Source organism: Microvirga ossetica (assembly GCF_002741015.1).
GTDB lineage: Bacteria > Pseudomonadota > Alphaproteobacteria > Rhizobiales > Beijerinckiaceae > Microvirga > Microvirga ossetica.
Genome location: NZ_CP016619.1, coordinates 938,628 through 956,977, shown reverse-complemented (window position 1 = coordinate 956,977; position 18,350 = coordinate 938,628). Strand labels below are relative to the sequence as shown.

Below are 18,350 nucleotides of genomic sequence, written 5' to 3'. Positions count from 1 at the left end.
AGATCGTCATGAGTTTCACCGTCACCGTCGCGAACACCTCGTCAACGTTGGAGGTTGCCGAGGACACCACGATCATCCAGGCCGCCGTAACCTCCGGTGTCGCCTATCCGTACGGATGCCAGGTTGGCCGCTGCGGGACTTGCAAGTCCCGCCTCATCGCGGGCGAGGTCGATCACCTTCCGCATACGCCCTTTTCGCTGACCGAGAAGGACAAACAATCGGGCTTCATTCTGGCCTGCCGGGCCCGACCGCGCTCCGACTGCACCGTTGCTTGGCTCGGGAGCGACACGGCCAACCATCCCCTGCGCCAGGAGGCGGGACGGGTGGTGACTCTGGAGCGGGCAGCGCCGGACATCACAATTGTCCACATCCGGCTCGAGTCAGCAGCTCCGCTCCGGTTCTCCGCAGGACAGTACGCCGAACTGACGTTCCCGGGCTGTCCGCCACGGCACTACTCCATGGCCAACCAGCCGGGCTCGGACACGCTCGAGTTCCACGTACGGCATGTCCCGGACGGTTCAGCCAGCAGCTACGTGGCTCGAGGCCTGACGGCGGGCGATCCGGTCTTCGTGCGCGGTCCTATCGGGACTGCTCACCTGCGTCCACGTCAGACCGGGCCCATCGTTGCGGTGGCCGGCGGGTCGGGGCTGGCGCCGATCCTGTCGATCCTTGGGTCAGCCGCCTCCCTGCGGCTCACCCAATCAATCCATTTGTATTTTGCGGCTCGGACAAGAGAGGACCTCTACCGAGAGGAGCAGATCCGCGCTCTGACAGAGAGTCATCCGAACATCGCCTATACGCCAGTCGTGGCCAACGAGGGCGAGGGCGGAAACCGGGAGCGCCTGCGGCGCGCCCTCGAGAAGGATCTGGCAGACCTCGGAGGATGGCAAGCTTACCTCGCCGGTTCGCCGCAACTGGTTGACGGTGTCACGGAAATTCTCGTGGGCCGAGGACTCTCCCCTGAGCACTGCCATGCGGATGCCTTCTTCACAGCGGCCGAGAAGGCAAGCATTCTACAGGCCTCCTAACGTCTGATCACGAGCATATACGATGAACATCGGTGAAGCAGCGCAAGCCTCCGGCATATCGGCCAAAATGGTGCGGTATTATGAGAGGATCGGGCTCATCCGCGCCGCGACGCGGACGGAGAGCGGCTACAGAGTCTACAGCGATGAGGATGTCCATACCCTGCGGTTCATCCGCCGATCGCGGGGTCTTGGCTTCTCCATAGAGGAGACGGCAGAGCTTCTGGCCCTCTGGCGCGACAGAGAGCGCGCGAGCGCGGACGTGAAGTCGTTTGCGCTCAAACACGTGAGGGATCTGGAGGCCAAGATCGAATCCCTGCAGTCCATGTGCCGGACGCTCCGGCATCTGGCAGGCAACTGCCACGGAGATGGGCGGCCCGACTGCCCGATCCTGGACGACATCGCAGCATTCGGACCCGGCGACAAGAAGGAGGCCAAGCGCACGAAGGCCATGACCACCTGCAACCATTCGCACTGACTCGCCTGCCGCCACTTTCGGGCGGCAGGAAGCGCCTCTGGCGGCCCTTCCGCTGGATGCGTGAGAACCGAGCAGGACAGTCCGCATGGTGATGTTGAGCCCCCTGCTGCGGCGATCACTGCGTGCCATGCGCGCAAGAGATGTAATGTTGATTCAGCGGGAAACCTGCGATCCTCTACTGCGCTCGACACGAATTACCTTTGCCGATGGGAGACGCTGCAGCAGCGGATCACGGGTAATAGGAGCAAGGTCATCTCCACCCGCGTCAGCGACAAATTCACTGTGCCGAAAGAGAGCGAGACCTGTTATCTCCTTCCACCACACAGACCGTGCATCAGTCTGCCTGTGGGCCTCACACATCTCGGCAGGACCCGGCAGAACAGGCGCAGACCCGTCTGCTATCCGAGAGCCCCAATCTGCTGAAAATTTAAGCGGCTTTCGCCCGTGTGCCTAAATTGTCCAAGCCATGTGCTGCTTGCATAAGCAAGCCGCATCCTGAGCGCTTCTTTTTTGCACTGCAGCGATTAGATCTCTGACCAGCAATTATCCACTCCAGGTCGGCAGTCCCGAATGCCCTATCCGGTGTTCCCGCAAGGCCGGCCAACAGTCATACAGCGTTATCAAAGGCAGCAGACATTATGTTTCTATCGGTCATCCTCGGCAGGATCCTCGCTTCGGCAAAGCGCTGGAAGGCGGCTCGCGAGCTGCGCAGCCTCAACTGCCGTGAACTGTCGGAACTCGGCCTCACGCGGGGGGACCATCAGGCCTCCGCGGGAGGCGCTGCATGGAAGAGCCTGCATCAGATCGTGCTGGAAAGCCGCTGATCCGGCCATTTGAGTTCGGCTCCCGGGGAGCCAACTTGTTAGAACGTTAGGGACACAACGAGTGGGAGGCTGCTTCGTCATCAGCCTCCCACTTCGTTTCTGTACCTTCCGAAAGTTCGCGGCGTCCTTATGAGATGCCGCCGATGTGGAAGGTTTTGGTCGCAAGATATTCCTCGATCCCGAGGTGGGATCCTTCGCGTCCGATGCCGGACTGCTTGACTCCCCCGAACGGCGCGACCTCCATTGAGACGGAGCCCGTGTTGAGGCCCACCATGCCGACCTCGATGCGCTCGGCGACGCGCCAGGAGCGGTTGAGATCGTTGGTGTAGAAATAGGAGGCCAAGCCGTAGGGTGTGTTGTTCGCCATGCGGATTGCCTCGTCCTCCGTCTCGAAGCGGAACAGCGGCGCAACGGGCCCGAAGGTTTCCTCCTGCGCCAACCTCATGTCCCATCCGGCATCCGTGAGGACAGTGGGCTCGAAGAACCGGCCACCGAGCGGATGGCTCCTGCCGCCGACCACAGCGCGAGCTCCCTTGTCCAGCGCATCCGCGACGTGCTCCCGAACCTTGGTCACGGCGGCGCCGTTGATCAGCGGACCGATTGTAATATCCTTGGCAAGACCCTGGCCCACCTGAAGGCCCTTGACGGCCTCGCTCACACGCTCGGCGAAGGCATCATAAATCTTGGCATGAACGAGAATCCGGTTTGCGCAGACGCAGGTCTGCCCACCATTCCTGAATTTGCTTGCCATCAGACCCGCCACAGCCGCATCCAGATTGGCGTCATCGAACACGATGAAGGCGGCATTACCGCCGAGTTCGAGGCTCACGCGCTGAATGTTGTGCGCGGCCTGCTCCATCAGCAGCCGGCCGATCTTGGTTGAACCGGTGAATGAGATTTTGCGCACCGTCGGATTGCCCGTCAGCTCCGCGCCGATCTCCTGCGGCATGCCGGTGACCACGTTGAAGACGCCGGCCGGAATGCCTGCCTGCTCAGCCAGGGCAGCAAGAGCCAGGGCCGAGAAGGGCGTGAGCTCCGACGGCTTCACGATGATGCTGCAGCCTGCCGCCAGGGCAGGTGCGCACTTGCGCGTGATCATCGCATTGGGGAAATTCCAGGGCGTAATCGCGGCGCAGACGCCCACCGGCTGCTTGAGCATGATGATGCGGCGGTCGGCGGTGGGGGCGGGGATGGTTTCGCCATAGACGCGGCGCGCCTCCTCGGCAAACCAGCGCACGAAGCTGGCGCCGTACTGGATCTCGCCGCGCGCCTCGGAAATGGGCTTGCCCTGCTCCAGGGTCATGATGGCGGCCAGCTCCTCGGCATTGTCGAGGATGAGCTGATTCCAGCGCAACAGCAGGTCCGCCCGCTCCGCTGCACTCGTTCCCCGCCAGCGGTCTAAGGCCACCTCGGCAGCGCTGATGGCGTCGCGGGTGTCGGCGCCGGAAAGGTCGGGAACATGCCCGACGATCTCTCCTGTGGCCGGATTATCGACGGGGATCGTGCGGCCTGATTTCGCTGAGATCCACTGTCCGCCGACATAAGCCTGGGTTCGGAATAGGGGCGTGTGCGTGATATCCATGTCGTTCCCGCTCCTCGAGGTCTCCCTATGCTACCGAGGTCGGACGAAAGAGAATTCTTAATTTGACCGTATGACAGTAGGAACACGACGAAATCACCGTCACTTCAGCAGATTCAGAAACTGCCAAGACGCGATCATGCGCGATCGGGTGGAATGTCCATGAACCACAGGATGACAATTCAATCACGGCAGGTCGAGGCCTTCCGTGCGGTTATGCTCACTGGCAGCATGACCGCCGCGGCCGACATGCTCTACGTCACTCAATCCGCCGTCAGTCGTCTCATTCGCGATTTCGAGGCCCATCTTGCCCTCCGGCTCTTCGAGAGGAGAGGATACCAGGTCATCCCCACGCCCGACGCCGTCACGCTCTTCGCGGAAGTCGAGCGATCCTTTGTTGGCCTGTCGCGCATTGCGGACATGGCCAAGGCGATCAAAGCCAACCAGGCCGGATCGTTGCGCATCGCCGCGATGCCTGTCCTGATGAGCGGCGCACTGCCTCGGTTCGTCGCTGCTTTCATGCGCAACAGACCGAATGTGCATGTCTCGCTGGTTGGTCTGCCATCTCATCTCGTCGTCGAAGCCGTGACGGCGGGCCGGGTGGATCTCGGATATGCGGACAAGCCAATCGACCAGCCGCTTCACGATATTGAGAGCTTCGAGGCTGCGGCGGTCGTGATCATGCCCGAGCATCACAGACTTGCGGCGCAGGAGATTATCGCGCCCGCCGATCTTGCCGGCGAGGCCCTGATTAGCGTCTCGACGAGAACGCTGTTCCGGTCGCGTATTGATGCGGCTCTCGCGGACGTCCCCTATCGCATCGTCGCGGAGGTGACACTCGCGCAGATCGCCTGCCTGCTGGTGAGCGAAGGGACGGGGCTCAGCATCGTCAGCCCATACGCGGCCGAGGAGTTCCTCGGACGGGGACTGGTGGCGCGGCCGTTCACTACACGGATCGAGGCGGGTTTTATCTCCCTGCGCTCGCAGCAGCGTCCCGCCTCGGCTCTCGCCAGTACCTTTCAAGCCGAGTTCGCAGCCCACGCCCGCCGGTGGCGGCCCTAGGAGTGGACGTGCCGGTCATCACATTCACGCATGCATGCAGAAGCAAATGAAAATTGACGGAATGCACGCGCGATGGGAACACAATGGACCATGGCACTTCAGGAGGGCGAACGCATGACCGACAGGGACGTTTTGGTCGTCGGCGGTGGTCTTTTGGGCGCATCCATCGCCTGGGGGCTCGCCCGCTTGGGGTTGCGCGTCGCCGTGCTCGACGAGGGTGACACCGCCTTCCGCGCCGCTCGGGCCAATTTCGGGCTGGTTTGGGTGCAAGGCAAAGGCTTGGGCAAGCCGGAATATTCGAACTGGACCCAAGCCTCAGCGGCGCTTTGGCCAGCTCTTTCCGATGAGCTGAAGCGGGAGACGGGAATCGATCCAGGCTTCAGTCAGCCCGGGGGTTTCTCCATCCGCCTCACCGAATTGGAACTGCAGCGTGGCATCGATGCCATGAACAACCTGCAGAGCCAGCCGAACATTGCCCGGTACCCGTACGAGATCCTGGACCATCGCGAGACGAAAGCCCGCCTGCTTGCGATCGGCCCCACCGTGGCGGGCTCGATCTACAGCCCGCTTGACGGCCATGCCAATCCCTTGCGCCTGTATCGCGCCTTCCACGCGGCGCTGCACAGGATGGGAGCCGCCTATCTGCCCGAACACCATGTCGAGCGGATCAGCCATCAGGACGGCGTCTTCACCGTAGAGGGGCCATGGGGCGCCCTGTCGGCGGGACGGATCGTGCTCGCGGCCGGCATCGGCAATACTCGTCTCGCGCCGATGGTCGGCCTCTTCGTGCCGCTGGTGCCGAGCCGTGGCCAGATCATCGTGACGGAAAAGACGGTGCCGTTCCTGCACCATCCGGTCGGCAACATCCGGCAGGTGGACGAGGGCGGCGTGATCATCGGGGAGAGCAAGGAGGCGACGATGGATCACCAGCGTCCGCGGGCCTCCGTCACAGCCGTGTTGGCCGACCGGGCCATGCGCATGTTCCCGATCATCGGCGAACTCAACGTGGTGCGGATCTGGGCGGCGTTCCGGATCATCACGCCTGATGGGTTTCCGATCTACGAGCAGTCCCGCAGCTGCCCGGGAGCCTTCGCGGTGGCCTGCCATTCCGGCGTCACCCTCGCCGCCAACCATGCCTTCACCATCGCGGGACACATCGCCCAAGGCGAAATCCCCGCGAGCTTGGCCACGTTCTCCTCGGAGCGGTTCGATGTTTCGGCGGCTGCCTGATCACCAAGGTGATCTCGTCACCTTCACGTTCGACGGGACGCCCCTCACGGCCTTCAAGGGCGACACTGTCGCCACCGCACTTCTCGCAGCAGGTGTCATGCGGTTCCGCACAACGCCGGTCTCGGGAGCCGAGCGCGGTCCCTATTGCATGATGGGGGTCTGCTTCGAGTGCCTCGTGGCGATCGATGGGCGCGGCAACCGACAGGCGTGCCTCACACCGGTCGAGGAGGGGATGCGGGTGGAGACGCAGCACGGAGCCGCCACTTATTCGATAGGGATTTCCGCATGAGCGTGCAACGCGTCAACACCGTGTCCGACTTGGCGGAGGTCTATGATCTGCTGGTCGTCGGAGCCGGTCCCGCCGGCCTCAGCGCGGCCGCCACCGCCGCGGAGTACGGCCTGAGCGTCCTTCTCTGCGACGAGAACGGAAGTCCCGGCGGCCAGATCTACCGGGGCATCACGGAGGCAAGCGCTGCCACCAAGGCGCGCCTGGGCAAGGACTACGCCGCCGGCGCGGGGCTCGTCACCCGGTTTCTGGCGTCGTCCGCGGAGTACGCCGCGCGGGCGAGCGTGTGGAGCATTGCACCACACGAGCCTGAAGTGGGCGAGGCTTCCGGCCTCGAGGTGGGCATTTCCCTCGCGGGGGCCGCGCGGATGATCCAGGCTCGCCGAGCCGTCCTCGCGACCGGCGCGTTGGAGCGGCCTTTTCCGATCCCGGGCTGGACGCTGCCCGGCGTCATGACCGCGGGCAGCGTCCAGATCGCCCTGAAGACGGCTGGACTGGTGCCAAGCGGACGCACCGTCATCGCAGGCACAGGCCCGCTCCTGTATCTTCTCGCCGCCCAGTTGATTGGCGCAGGCGCCTCCGTGATCGCGGTGATCGATACCACCCCGAACGGCAACAAGCGGCGCGCTCTGGCGCATGCCTTCGATTTTGCCCGCTCCGCCTACGGACTGAAGGGCGCGAGGCTGCTCGCACAGGTTCACCGCCAGGCCCGTGTGATCCGCAACGTCATCGCACTCGAGGCAGCCGGCGATGGCGGTCTGGCGGAGGTGGTGGTAACCCATCGCGGAGGAACCGAGCGCCTGCCGGCGGATCTCCTGCTGTTGCATCAGGGCATCGTTCCCAACCTCAACCTGTCCCTGGCCTCAGGCTGCGCGTCTGGATGGAACGAGCGTCAGGCAACGTTCACGCCTACGGTCGACGAATGGTGCCAGACCTCAATGCCGGACATCGCGATCGCAGGCGACGCCGGCGGGATCATCGGAGCGGAAGGCTCTGCTCTGCATGGCGCCCTCGCTGGCGTGGCGGCAGCCTGGCGCTTGGGCCGATTGAGCGAGGCCGAGCGGGACGAGCGCGCCGCGCCGGTCCGCGCCAGACTGCGGACGGCGCTTCGCGGGCGGCCATTCATCGATGAGTTGTTTAGGCCTGGTGACGATTTCCGCATACCAGCGCGCCCTGAGACGATCGTCTGCCGCTGCGAAGAAGTGACTGCCGGTGCGATCAGGGCGACGATGCCCCTCGGAGTGCGTGGCCCCAATCAGATGAAGGCCTACCTCCGGTGCGGCATGGGGCCGTGCCAAGGCCGTCTGTGCGGGCTCACCGTCACCGAGATCATCGCGCAGGAGCGCGGCGTCGCGCCAGGGGAGGTGGGGTACTACAACGTGAGGACACCCATCAAACCCGTGACGCTCAAGGAACTCGCGGCTCTGCCCCAGTCGGACAGCGCGATCAAGGCAGTGGCCGGCTTCGTGGAGCAGTCGGTCTCGGCAAGTCATCCTCAATCCCGTGGATAGAAAATGATCAACCGGCACATTCAAACACCCATCATGCACCGTGTCGTCGAGAAGGACGGCCTCGTATTCATCGCAGGGACGACGGCGGATGACGTGTCCGTCGGCATGCGAGGACAGACGGAGCAGATCCTCGCCAAGTTCGACGGATTCCTGGCCGAGGCTGGAACGGACAAGTCACGTCTTCTGTCAGTCACGATCTTCATCACGGAATTCGATCAGAAGCCGGATATGGATCTGGCCTGGAAGGCTTGGTTGGCGCCCGAGAATTTTCCCACGCGCGCGACCGTCGGCGTGTCGAATCTGGGAAAGGGCACCCTGATCGAAATGACCGCGACGGCCGCGAAGTAGACCGCCCGTGAAAGAGGCTGCATCAGGCATTCCTGATGCAGCCTGCTGCCCTTGCAAGTATCGAAGTGTCAGACCATCAGGGCCGCAATCACGGCCTGCGCGACTTCCTGCGTTGTGGCTTGGCCCCCAAGATCAGGGGTGCGCACCAGTCTCTGGCGAGTCACATCCTCAATCGCCTTGACGATCGCTTGCGCGGCGGAGGATTCTCCGAGGTGCTCGAGCATGAGAGCGCCGGCCCAGATCGTGGCCAGGGGGTTGGCAATCCCGCGCCCGGCGATATCCGGCGCGGATCCATGCACCGGCTCGAACATGGACGGGACGCCCCCTTCCGGATTGACGTTCGCCGACGCCGCGAAGCCCAAACCGCCCTGAATGGCAGCTCCGATATCCGTCAGGATGTCGCCGAACAGGTTGGAGGCAACGACCACGTCGAGGGTCTGCGGATGGGTGACGAACCGCGCTGCGATCGCGTCCACGTGGTAGCGCGTGACCTCCACGTCCGGGTACTCGGCCGCAAGGGCGTCCGTCACCTCGTCCCAGAACACCATGGAGTATTTTTGAGCGTTGGACTTGGTGACCGACGCAAGGCGCCTCTTGCGGGTGCGCGCCATTTCGAAGCCGTACCGGATGATCCGCTCCACGCCACGGCGCGTGAACACGGATGTCTCCACCGCCACCTCGTTCGGCGTGGCCACATGAACTCGGCCGCCGGCGCCGCTGTATTCGCCTTCCGTGTTCTCACGGATGCACAGGATGTCGAAGGATCCCGCGCGCAGGGGGCCTGCCACGCCGTCGAGAAGACGGTGCGGGCGGGAGTTGACGTACAGGTCGAAGGCCTTGCGGATCGGCAGGAGCAATCCGTGCAGCGAGACCGAGTCCGGCACCCGCGCGGGCCAGCCCACCGCGCCGAGATAGATGGCGTCGAACGCGCGCAGTTGCTCAATGCCGTCATCCGGCATCATGCGGCCGTGCTGGAGATAGTAATCGCAGGACCAGGGGAAGGTCTGGCTCTGCAATCGGAAGCCGAACCTATCCGACGCGGCTGTCAGGACGCGCCAGCCGCTATCGAGGACCTCCGTGCCAATTCCGTCTCCCGGAATGAGCGCGATCTTATGAGACTTCATTCGGCTTCTCTTAGCATTACGAGGGGATTCTCAGAATTCCCCAGACTTTGCGGACATGCTCTTCACTGAGCCAGCTGCACGTTGCGCCCTTCGGGACGAGGAAAATGGAATCCTGTCCGAACGTGGTTGCCCGTCCCTGGTCATCCGTGATGCGGACGCTGCCCTCAAGGATGTGCATCAGTTCGTAATGCGCTTAGACCATCGGCGCCCGGTGGTAGGGCGTCGAATCCCAAACTCCCGCGCTCCAGTGGCGCGTCGGCGTGGCGTAGAGCGTGTTGTTGCGGCAGGATGGGGTTTCGCTCAAGAGAAGCTCCGCCGCCGGGCTACCGGAAGGGGAGAGCGGGACATCCGGATCAACAAAGACCAGGTCGGCGCCGTCCTGCGCATCCTCAGCGCGATAGCGCATGAAAACAAGTTTCGCTTGGTCCGCTACGCTCCAGCGAAAGGATCCACCCTTCGGCACGATCAGACTGCTGCCAGCCCGCAAACTTGCGCCACCCTCCTTTCCCTCGATATCGATCTTGCCCTCGAGCACGACCAGCAACTCGTGCTGCGGGACATCATCGGACGCGCCTTCGCCTGCCGGAAGCAGGCACCAGCCCACGTCGAGATTCGGATCGCCGATGGCCAGGCTCTGACGGAAGGGAGCGAAGGAATCCGCTCGATTGGCGGGGTCATTCCGGGCGATCGTCGATGGATTGGGCGCCGATGCGCGAAGGTCGGTGTAGGTGGGATGCATGGCGGTGCGACTCGGGAACGTGGGGCGATGTGAAAGCGCCCGCGAGCGCGGGCGCCGGTTCAAGATCATGGGCACCGGCAGCACCAGAGAGTGCCGCCGGCCGATTAGCATGCTCGATCAGTTAAGCGACAAGGATGGAGTGAGCACATAGTAGTTGAGCGGGTGCGACTTGAAGTTCTTCACCTTGGTCGAATACGCGTCGTAGGAGGTCTCGTGAATGAGGAAGACCGTCAGCGCCTCCGACTGGACCTTCTTGGCGATGTCAGCATACATCGGTAGCCGCTTCTCTGGCTCGGGGGTCGCGTAAATCGCCTCGAGCTTTGCATCCATTTCCGGGGTGCAGTATTGCGAGATGTTGAAAGCGCCCTTGCATTTGTAGTCTGCGTTCAGGTAGCTCGCTGGCTCGGCCGCATCGGTCAGATAACCGCGGGACATCAGGCCCATGTCATAGTTGCCGGACATCATGTCGGGCTCGATGGCATTATATTCCGCAACCTTGATGTCGACCTGAATGCCGATGTTCTTGAGCATCTCCTGGATGACCGCGGCCACATCCTTCAACTCGGTCTTGTTCGAGTAGGCGAGGAGATTGAGCTTGAGGGTGCCAGGCTTCACCCCGGCTTCCTCGAGGAGCGCCTTGGCCTTCTTGACGTCAAAGGCTGGCTTCAGGTCCTTCGGCGCCCAGGGGTCGGTGGAGACGAACGGTCCTACGGCCGGTTGCACCGCACCTTCGTACACGGCGGCCGCGAGGCTGGCATTGTCAATGGCAGCCTGAACCGCCTGGCGCACCTTGATGTTGTCGAAGGGCGCCTTCTTGTTGTTCATTAACAGCATGGTGGTCCGCGGGGCGTTGACCGCCTCAAGCTTCACCCCCGGCGTAGTCTTCAGCTTGCTCACGATCCAGGGCGGGATCAAGCGAGCGATATCCGTTTCACCGGTGCGTATTTGCGTAGCACGGGTATTCGCATCCGAGATAAAGCGGATTTCCGCACCGTCCAGAGTGGGCTTCCCGCCCCAGTAGTTCTCGTTGCGCTTAACGGTCGCGCGGGTCGGATCCACCTCGGTGATGACAAACGGCCCCGTGCAGGCGTTGATCGGGTTGATCTTTCCGTCCTTGTAGGCAGACGGGGAGAGGATTGATGTAGCGGGGCTTGCCATCTGCAGGGGCAGCAGGACCGAGGGTTCGAGGGTGGTGATCTTGACGACCTTGTCGCCGACCGCCTCGACTGACTTGATCACCTTGGGCGAGAAGGCGCGGGCCGGCATGGCGGCCTTCAGGAGATTGTTGAGCGCGTTGGCCGCACTCTCCGCGTTCAGGGGCAGTCCGTCCTGGAACTTCACGTTGTCCCGAAGGGTAAACTCCCAAGTGGTCGGAGAGGTCTGGGTCCACGATGTTGCGAGGGACGGCTGAAGGGTGTTGTCGAAGCCGATCCGCGCAAGGCTCTCGTAACAGCCCGAGCGACTGCCGACGAAGGCATCGTCAGAGGCCATCTCCCAGCCCGTTTTGGGACTCCACCAGTCGACCATGCGGATCGTGTTGGCGCCGGCTGCCTGAGCAAAGGCCGATGTTGAGAGCGTTGCCGCACAGAGTGCGAATGTTAGGCGATGATTGCGCATGTTCCCCATTCCTTGTGTCGCTCCGGCAGATGCCCAGAGGCACCGTCCGGCGTAAGTGAACCGCATCGCTTCCACGTTCTGGCGCGTCCGTGTTGATCGGACCGTCTGTTCACCGAGGCTCCCGCCGCAGGTCGGCACCTGCACGGATGCGGGGGCGCACCGGATGACAGGTTCTTCGCAGAACTTCTATCTCTCCCGACGATGCGAACCGCCACTATTGAGCGACCTTCCCCTTTGGGAATGTCAAGTAACTTCAGCATCGTCTTCTTAATTCGGTCGAATCTGCTGCTGAGAGCTGCGTTCTAAGGCAGTTGTGCTAAAATATACCGCTGCCAAAGAGCACAAATACTTGATTGGCAGACCCCGAATGCGATCCGCCCTCGTCAACTCTGATGCAGTGGGCGCTCCGAACGGACCACCCAATCCGGCCGCCGCTTATGCCGACATCGCGTGTACAACAGGCTCCTTGCTCCTATCGTCGCTCAATCGAGCCGACTGCTGCGGAACCTCGTCCAAGTGGTCCCAGAACTGGCAACGCACCGAGTGGCTGTCTCCCGCTTGGAGGAGATCCTGTACGTTCTCCGAACAGGCCTGCCGGGCATAGATGCACCGGGTATGGAATCGGCATCCAGACGGTGGATTGAGCGGGCTCGGCGCTTCGCCTTTCAGGAGGCTCGCGGATGACTTCAGTCCTGTCTCCTCAAGCATCGAGGAAGCGATGAGCGCGCGCGTGTAGGGATGCCGTGGGTGCTCGAACAGTTCATCCCGCTCGGCGACCTCGACGATCTGTCCGAGATACATCACGGCGATCCGGTCACACATGTACCGCATCACGCGAAGATCGTGCGAGATCATGAGAATCGTGAGCGAGAAGCGCCGCTTGAGGTCCATGAGCAGGTTCAGGATCTGAGTGCGCATGGAAGCGTCCAACGCGGACGTGGGCTCGTCACAGACGAGAAACCAGGGTTTGAGCAGAAGCGCGCGGCCGATCACGACACGCTGCAACTGGCCGCCGGAGCACTGCTTCGGATAGCGGCCGTAGAACGAGGCATCCAAGCCTACGTCGTTCAACATCCGTAGGACGAGGTCACGGCGCTCCCGCGCGTGACCGATGCCGTGCTGCGCCAGAGGAACCTCCATGCTCTCGCCGATCGTCATGCGAGGATCGAGGGCAGCAAACGGATCCTGGAACACGAGTTGCATGGTGCGCCGCATGCGCCGCAACTCTTCGCCTTTCATCGCGAGGATGTTGCGGGCGTCTACCCTGGCGACGCCGCTCGTGGGTGGGGTCAGACGCATGAGCACCCGCGCGATCGTGCTTTTGCCGCAGCCGGACTCCCCGACGAGGCCGAGAATTTCGCCCTCGTTGATCGTGAAGGAGACGCCGTCGACGGACTTGACGGAGCGGCCTCTCGGAAAGCCGGGAACCGGATAGTGCTTAACCAGATCCTGCACCACGACGAAGGGTTCGCTCTGGTCGGTCCCTTTGTCTCGCGAGAGATTGCGCTCGATGGGATCATACAAGGTCATGGTCTGCGTTCCTCGTGGACGTCGGAATGGGCGCCATCGGGTCTGACGGCCCAGCATCGGGCCTTGCAGCAGTCGTTGTAGGAATCGAGTGCCGGCTCGAGACCGGTGCACCGCTCGTGAAGATTGCCTGACGCGGCAGTGCCGCACCGGGGAAGGAACCGGCACCCCTTGTGGAGGTCGCGTGCTTGGGCCGCGCCGCCTGGGATTGAGAAAAGATTGCCTTCCTCATCCGCCTTCAAGAGAGAGCACTGAATCAACGCCTTGGTATAGGGATGCTGAGGAGACTTCAAAATCCGCTGGGTTGGCCCTTCCTCGACGATCCGACCCGAGTACATGACCGCAACCCGATCGGCCAAGGCGGACACGATCGAGAGATCGTGGGTGATGAGCAGGACTGCCAGCTTACGCTTGCGCCGCTCGTCGTCCAGGAGCTTGAGAATCTGAGCCTGAACGGTGACGTCGAGCGCGGTCGTCGGCTCATCCGCGATCAGAAGATCGGGATTGGCGCTCAGAGCGGCGGCGATCATGACGCGCTGAGCCATGCCGCCTGACAGCTCGTAAGAGAAGCAATCCACGCGGGCGCGGGGGTCGGGGATGCCGACCTCGCCCAGGAGCTCCAAAACGCGCGCCTTGGCCGTGGTGCGGTCCACGTGGCGATGGATCCGCATGGGCTCGGCGACCTGCGTTCCGATGCGGGAGGTCGGATCGAGCATCGCCTGAGGCTGCTGAAACAGCATCGCGACCCGGCCGCCGCGGAGATGGTTCAGCTGCCGCTGAGACATCGTGAGGATGTCTTCACCGTCGAACATGATCGTGCCCGCGGTCGCCTTGAGGCCTGTGGGAAGGAGCTGCATCAGCGAAAGCGCGGTCATGCTCTTGCCGGACCCCGACTCGCCCACCAGCGCGACGACCTCTCCGGCGTTGATGCGCAGGCTGATCCCGTCGATGATCGGCTCGACGTTCGGAGCGTCGGGCACCGACACCTGAAGATTGCTGATCTCCAGCAACGGTTGGCCTGGACGAGGATGGGCCTCGGCAGCCGAAGTGCTCTTTTCCATAATCACGAAAGCCTCCTCTGGTTTGCTTTCGGGCGGTGGGTCGGTCAGGCGGCCTCTGATCCTTGCCTAACTGCATTTGCTTTGCGCAGGATGCGAATGGGATCCCCGAAGTGACGGGAGAGCTCCCGCAACGTTGCGGCGACATCATCGCCCGCGATGAGGTTCGCCAGAAGCTCGTGCTCCTCGACCAAAGCCTTGCTGCTCCGGTAGCCCCCCATGAGCATGTGCATGCACAGCTTCGTCTCCGCCTGAACCGTAGCGTACATCCGCGACAGGCGAAAACTTCCAGCGGCCTCGACGAGCTCACGGTGGAAGGCGAGATCGATGTCAGCCACCTGCATCCAGCTTCCCTGGGTGACCGTCTTCTCCATCTGCTTGGCGATCTTCATCAGAGCGAGATGGATATCCTTTCGGTCCTGACGAGCCATGATCCTTTGGACGGCCGCACCCTCAATCGCCTCCCGAACGTAGTAGACATCGGACAGGTCCGTATCGGTAAGCTCCGGCACGAACACACCGCGGTGCGGTTCGCTGTGGAGGAGCCCCTCCTGGATCAGGCGCTGCATCGCCTCCCTGACCGGACCACGGCTGACGCCGAACCTCTCCGCCAAGTCCATCTCGTTCAGCTGAGATCCCAGCGGGAAGGCTCCCGACAGAACCGCTTCCCGGATCTCCTCCGCGATGCGGCCAGACAGGGTTACCCGCGGCAGGCGCTTGATCCCCTTGCTGTCAGCTTTCATGGTTCCATCTTTCATCGTTACGGCCTTGAAAGCCATTATTGAGCCACCTTGGAGGCCTTGCGTCCCATCATTTCCAGGCCCTGGCCGATCCAGGTGACGCTGAGCGCGGTCAGGAAGATCGCGAGTCCCGGGGCGACGACCAGGAGCGGCGCACGCTCTGCGTAGGCCTGCGACTCCGCCAGCATCAGCGCCCAGTCTGCGTTCGGCGGCTGCACGCCGAGGCCGAGAAACGACAGGCCGCCGACCGTGATCAGCTTGTGGCCAAAGCGCAGGAAGCTGATGGCCGCGATGGGTCGGATTGCGTTGGGAATGACATGGCGGAAGATGATGAACGTCTTCGTACAGCCGAGGACCTCCGCCGCCCTGATGTACTCACGCGAGTTGATCTCGAGAGTCAGGCCTCGGGCCATACGTGCAAACGGCGTCCAGCCGACGATCGTCAGTGAGGCGATCAGCGTGGTGTAGCCGGGGCCGAAGATCGCGATCATGAAGATCGCGACGATCACGTCCGGGAACGAGATCAGCAGGTCGACGACGCGCATGATGATCTCGTCCACGAGCCCGCCTGTGCGGGCGCTGACGACGCCAAGGAGGGTGCCGATCACCGCACACAGGATGAGTGTGACCGCAGCGATCGCGACGGAGAAACGCCCGCCGATCAGCAACCGGCTCAGCAGATCGCGCCCGAGATGGTCAGTGCCGAGCCAGTGCTGGGCGCTGGGACCGGCCAGGCGGCGCACCAAGCTCTGTGCGGCGGGATCATGCGGGATGATCCAGGGCGAGATGATCAGAAGCACTGCGATGGTCAGGAACAGCAGCGACCCGACGGCAAACGACCAGTGCCTTTGGCGGATGAAGCGGATGGCCTGTGCCAGGGCCGACGGTTCGGTCCGCCGGGCCGGCTCGAGGATTGTTGGGGCCGAGGGGGCAAGATGATTAATGGACATGGCGGATCCGCACGGCTGGGTTCAGCAGGATGTAGAGGGCGTCGGCGAGCGTGTTGATCAGGACCGACAGAGCGACGATGCACACGAAACTGCCTTGAAGCGTCGGCACGTCCTTGTTGACGACGGCCTCGTAGATCAGCCGACCCATGCCCGGAATGGCGAAGATTACTTCGACCACGACGGAGCCGCCCAGCAGGCCTGCAAGCCACAGGGCGAAGAGGGTCACGACCGGCATCGCCCCGTTGCGGATGCCATGATGGACGACGGTCTGGTTCATGTTCAGGCCGCGGCTGCGCGCGGCCGTGATGTAGGGGGCCTGCAGCACGTCCATCATGGCCGCACGGCTCACACGGGTGAAGTAGGCCAGCGGACGCAGGCTGAGCACGACAGCCGGGAGGACCAGCGAGGCGGGCCCTTCCCAACCGGCGGAGGGCAAGAGGCCCAGATAAAGGGAGAAGACCAGGACAGCCATCGGCGCGAACCAGTACTCAGGCACCGCCACGAAGGTCTGGGTAACGAAGGTCGCCACGGTGTCGACGGCCTTGCCGGGCCTCATGGCGCTGAGCGTTCCCAGGGGCAGGGCGACGGCGAGCGCGATGCCCAGCGCACTCATGGCCAGGGTGAACGAGACGACCAGGGCGCGCGCCACTTCCGGGCCAACGGGGGAACGGCTGACGAAGGAGTAGCCGAAATCCCCGTGGAGAGCGTTCCACAACCAGCCCAGATATTGCACGGAGAGAGGCTGGTCGAGGCCGAGTTGCACCCGCATCGCTTCGACGGAAGCCGGATCGACGGCCATGTCGCCGACGCGCGACTGCACGATCGTGCGCACCGGATCGCCCCCGCTCATGTAGGGAACGAGGAAGGCCAGAAGCGAGATGATCACCAATGTCAGGCAGAGGATCAGGAAGCGTTGTAGGGCTATCATCCACATGGTCTTGTCCTCTCCCCGTTCGCCTCAGTGCAGGATGTCTTGCAAGCGGTAATAGGCTCCCACGAAGGGAAGGAACCAGGGCGGGCCGAAATGCCCCGGGATGGCCGGCCATTCCATGTCGCGCCAGATGTTGGCTTCAGGCTTGCCGCTCATGACCTCACCCATCACGACGCCCATATGCGTGGACATTTGGGTACCGTGGCCGCTGTAGCCCATCGAATAGAACACGCCGTCATGCTCACCGGCGCGCGGCAGGCGATCGGCGGTCATGTCCACCAGGCCGCCCCAGCAGTAATCGATGCGCACGCCGCGCAGGCTGGGAAACACGGTGAGCATGATCTGCTCGAGGATCTTGCCGCTCTTGGCGTCCGAGAGCGGGTTCGACATGGCGAAGCGGGCCCGCCCTCCGAACAGCAGGCGATTGTCCGGCGTGATGCGGAAGTAGGAGCCGACGTTCTTCGAGTCGGTTGCCATTCGCCGGGTCGGCATGAGAGCGTCGACGGTTTCGATCGGCAGCGGCTCGGTTACGATGATGAAGCTGCCGATGGGCACGATGCGCCGGCGGTAGTGAAAGAAGGGACCGACCGTCGAGGTGCCGGTGGCGAGCAGGACCTGCGACGCCCTGACCGTACCACGGTGCGTGACGACGTCATGCTCGTATCCGTGGATGCGGTTCAGCTTCGTGACGGGAGCGTTCTCGTAGATGCGCACGCCGTGCCGCGCGGCTGCACTGGCCAAGCCATGCACGAACTTTCCCATGTGCATGCTGGCGCTTTTGCCGAAGACGAGGCCGCCGTGATAGCGATCCGTGCCGACTTCCGAGCGCATCGCCGAGGCCGGCACCAGCTTGGTGTCCGGATCCACCTCCCGGGCGAGCACTTCGTGGGTGCGGGCCAGCTTTTCATAATGCTCGGGCTTGGCCGCAAGCTTGATCTTGCCCGTCCGGCCGAAGTCGCACTCGATTGCTTCCTCTCTGACGAGCCGCTCGACCGTATCGACCGCCGCGTCGTAGGCGCGATAGAGCGTGCGGGCCTGGGCGAGCCCGAGCTGCTCCACGGTGCTGCGGAAATCGGCCGCGAGACCGTTGTTGCACTGCCCTCCATTGCGCCCCGAAGCGCCGGCGCCGACGCGGTTTGCATCGATCAGAACGACGTCGGCACCATTCTTCGCGAGCGCGATGGCTGCCGAGAGCCCGGTAAAGCCGCCGCCGATGACCGCAACGTCAGCCCGGCCGGCGAGGGCACCTGAGGTCTCGCCGGCGAAGGGCGGCGCCGTATCGAGCCAATATGATGCAAGTTTCATGATCCGGCTTTCTGAA

The 18,350-nt window shown here is 63.2% G+C and carries 19 protein-coding genes; 8 read left to right on the top strand and 11 right to left on the bottom strand.

Annotation, left to right across the window (positions count from 1 at the left end; all coding sequences use genetic code 11):
• The first annotated feature begins 8 nt into the window (after positions 1–8).
• The 3 genes from BB934_RS42795 to BB934_RS42785 all read left to right on the top strand — a co-directional run bounded on the left by BB934_RS42795 (position 9) and on the right by BB934_RS42785 (position 2,327).
• A complete protein-coding gene (locus BB934_RS42795) occupies positions 9–1,028 on the top strand; it encodes a 2Fe-2S iron-sulfur cluster-binding protein (protein WP_099515605.1) in 1,020 nt (339 codons plus the stop codon).
• A gap of 22 nt (positions 1,029–1,050) precedes the next feature.
• Positions 1,051–1,503, top strand: a complete 453-nt coding sequence (gene cueR, locus BB934_RS42790; RefSeq protein ID WP_099515604.1) for a Cu(I)-responsive transcriptional regulator — start codon at positions 1,051–1,053, stop codon at positions 1,501–1,503.
• Between the two features lie 638 nt (positions 1,504–2,141).
• On the top strand, positions 2,142–2,327 hold the full coding sequence (locus tag BB934_RS42785; protein WP_099515603.1) for a DUF1127 domain-containing protein: 186 nt from the start codon (positions 2,142–2,144) through the stop codon (positions 2,325–2,327).
• Positions 2,328–2,454: 127 nt separating this feature from the next.
• Here the strand turns inward: BB934_RS42785 and BB934_RS42780 are convergent, their stop codons facing one another.
• Entirely contained in the window at positions 2,455–3,909 is a 1,455-nt protein-coding gene (locus BB934_RS42780; RefSeq protein ID WP_099515602.1) for an NAD-dependent succinate-semialdehyde dehydrogenase, read from the bottom strand.
• 171 nt (positions 3,910–4,080) lie between these two features.
• Between BB934_RS42780 and BB934_RS42775 the strand changes: the two genes are divergently transcribed.
• The 5 genes from BB934_RS42775 (at position 4,081) to BB934_RS42755 (ending at position 8,343) form a co-directional block, all read left to right on the top strand.
• Entirely contained in the window at positions 4,081–4,968 is an 888-nt protein-coding gene (locus tag BB934_RS42775) for a LysR substrate-binding domain-containing protein (protein WP_237050694.1), read from the top strand.
• A gap of 114 nt (positions 4,969–5,082) precedes the next feature.
• Positions 5,083–6,198: an NAD(P)/FAD-dependent oxidoreductase gene (locus tag BB934_RS42770; protein ID WP_237050693.1), complete on the top strand. Its 1,116-nt coding sequence runs from the start codon at positions 5,083–5,085 to the stop codon at positions 6,196–6,198.
• The gene (locus BB934_RS42765) at positions 6,179–6,487 is read left to right on the top strand and encodes a (2Fe-2S)-binding protein (protein ID WP_099515600.1); all 309 of its coding nucleotides are present in this window, start codon (positions 6,179–6,181) and stop codon (positions 6,485–6,487) included. Before BB934_RS42770 ends, BB934_RS42765 begins: the two co-directional genes overlap by 20 nt.
• Positions 6,484–7,995, top strand: a complete 1,512-nt coding sequence (locus tag BB934_RS42760) for an FAD/NAD(P)-dependent oxidoreductase (RefSeq protein ID WP_099515599.1) — start codon at positions 6,484–6,486, stop codon at positions 7,993–7,995. Before BB934_RS42765 ends, BB934_RS42760 begins: the two co-directional genes overlap by 4 nt.
• Before the next feature lie 3 nt (positions 7,996–7,998).
• Entirely contained in the window at positions 7,999–8,343 is a 345-nt protein-coding gene (locus tag BB934_RS42755; protein WP_099515598.1) for a RidA family protein, read from the top strand.
• Positions 8,344–8,411: 68 nt separating this feature from the next.
• Here the strand turns inward: BB934_RS42755 and BB934_RS42750 are convergent, their stop codons facing one another.
• From BB934_RS42750 to BB934_RS42705, 10 genes are all read right to left on the bottom strand, one after another.
• The gene (locus BB934_RS42750; RefSeq protein ID WP_099515597.1) at positions 8,412–9,467 is read right to left on the bottom strand and encodes a tartrate dehydrogenase; all 1,056 of its coding nucleotides are present in this window, start codon (positions 9,465–9,467) and stop codon (positions 8,412–8,414) included.
• Between the two features lie 16 nt (positions 9,468–9,483).
• A complete protein-coding gene (locus tag BB934_RS51370; protein WP_099515596.1) occupies positions 9,484–9,645 on the bottom strand; it encodes a cupin domain-containing protein in 162 nt (53 codons plus the stop codon).
• A gap of 15 nt (positions 9,646–9,660) precedes the next feature.
• Positions 9,661–10,317 (bottom strand): cupin domain-containing protein, encoded by a 657-nt coding sequence (locus tag BB934_RS42740; protein ID WP_099515595.1) that lies wholly within the window; start codon positions 10,315–10,317, stop codon positions 9,661–9,663.
• A gap of 6 nt (positions 10,318–10,323) precedes the next feature.
• The gene (locus BB934_RS42735) at positions 10,324–11,823 is read right to left on the bottom strand and encodes an ABC transporter substrate-binding protein (protein WP_099515695.1); all 1,500 of its coding nucleotides are present in this window, start codon (positions 11,821–11,823) and stop codon (positions 10,324–10,326) included.
• A gap of 435 nt (positions 11,824–12,258) precedes the next feature.
• Positions 12,259–13,353, bottom strand: a complete 1,095-nt coding sequence (locus BB934_RS42730) for an ABC transporter ATP-binding protein (RefSeq protein WP_099515594.1) — start codon at positions 13,351–13,353, stop codon at positions 12,259–12,261.
• Positions 13,350–14,417, bottom strand: a complete 1,068-nt coding sequence (locus BB934_RS42725; protein WP_418294825.1) for an ABC transporter ATP-binding protein — start codon at positions 14,415–14,417, stop codon at positions 13,350–13,352. Before BB934_RS42725 ends, BB934_RS42730 begins: the two co-directional genes overlap by 4 nt.
• Before the next feature lie 38 nt (positions 14,418–14,455).
• A complete protein-coding gene (locus tag BB934_RS42720; RefSeq protein ID WP_099515694.1) occupies positions 14,456–15,151 on the bottom strand; it encodes a GntR family transcriptional regulator in 696 nt (231 codons plus the stop codon).
• A 35-nt stretch (positions 15,152–15,186) separates the two neighbouring features.
• Positions 15,187–16,098, bottom strand: a complete 912-nt coding sequence (locus tag BB934_RS42715; protein WP_099515592.1) for an ABC transporter permease — start codon at positions 16,096–16,098, stop codon at positions 15,187–15,189.
• Positions 16,088–17,032: an ABC transporter permease gene (locus tag BB934_RS42710; protein ID WP_099515591.1), complete on the bottom strand. Its 945-nt coding sequence runs from the start codon at positions 17,030–17,032 to the stop codon at positions 16,088–16,090. Before BB934_RS42710 ends, BB934_RS42715 begins: the two co-directional genes overlap by 11 nt.
• Positions 17,033–17,056: 24 nt before the next feature.
• Positions 17,057–18,334: an NAD(P)/FAD-dependent oxidoreductase gene (locus BB934_RS42705; protein WP_099515590.1), complete on the bottom strand. Its 1,278-nt coding sequence runs from the start codon at positions 18,332–18,334 to the stop codon at positions 17,057–17,059.
• Positions 18,335–18,350 lie beyond the last annotated feature (16 nt).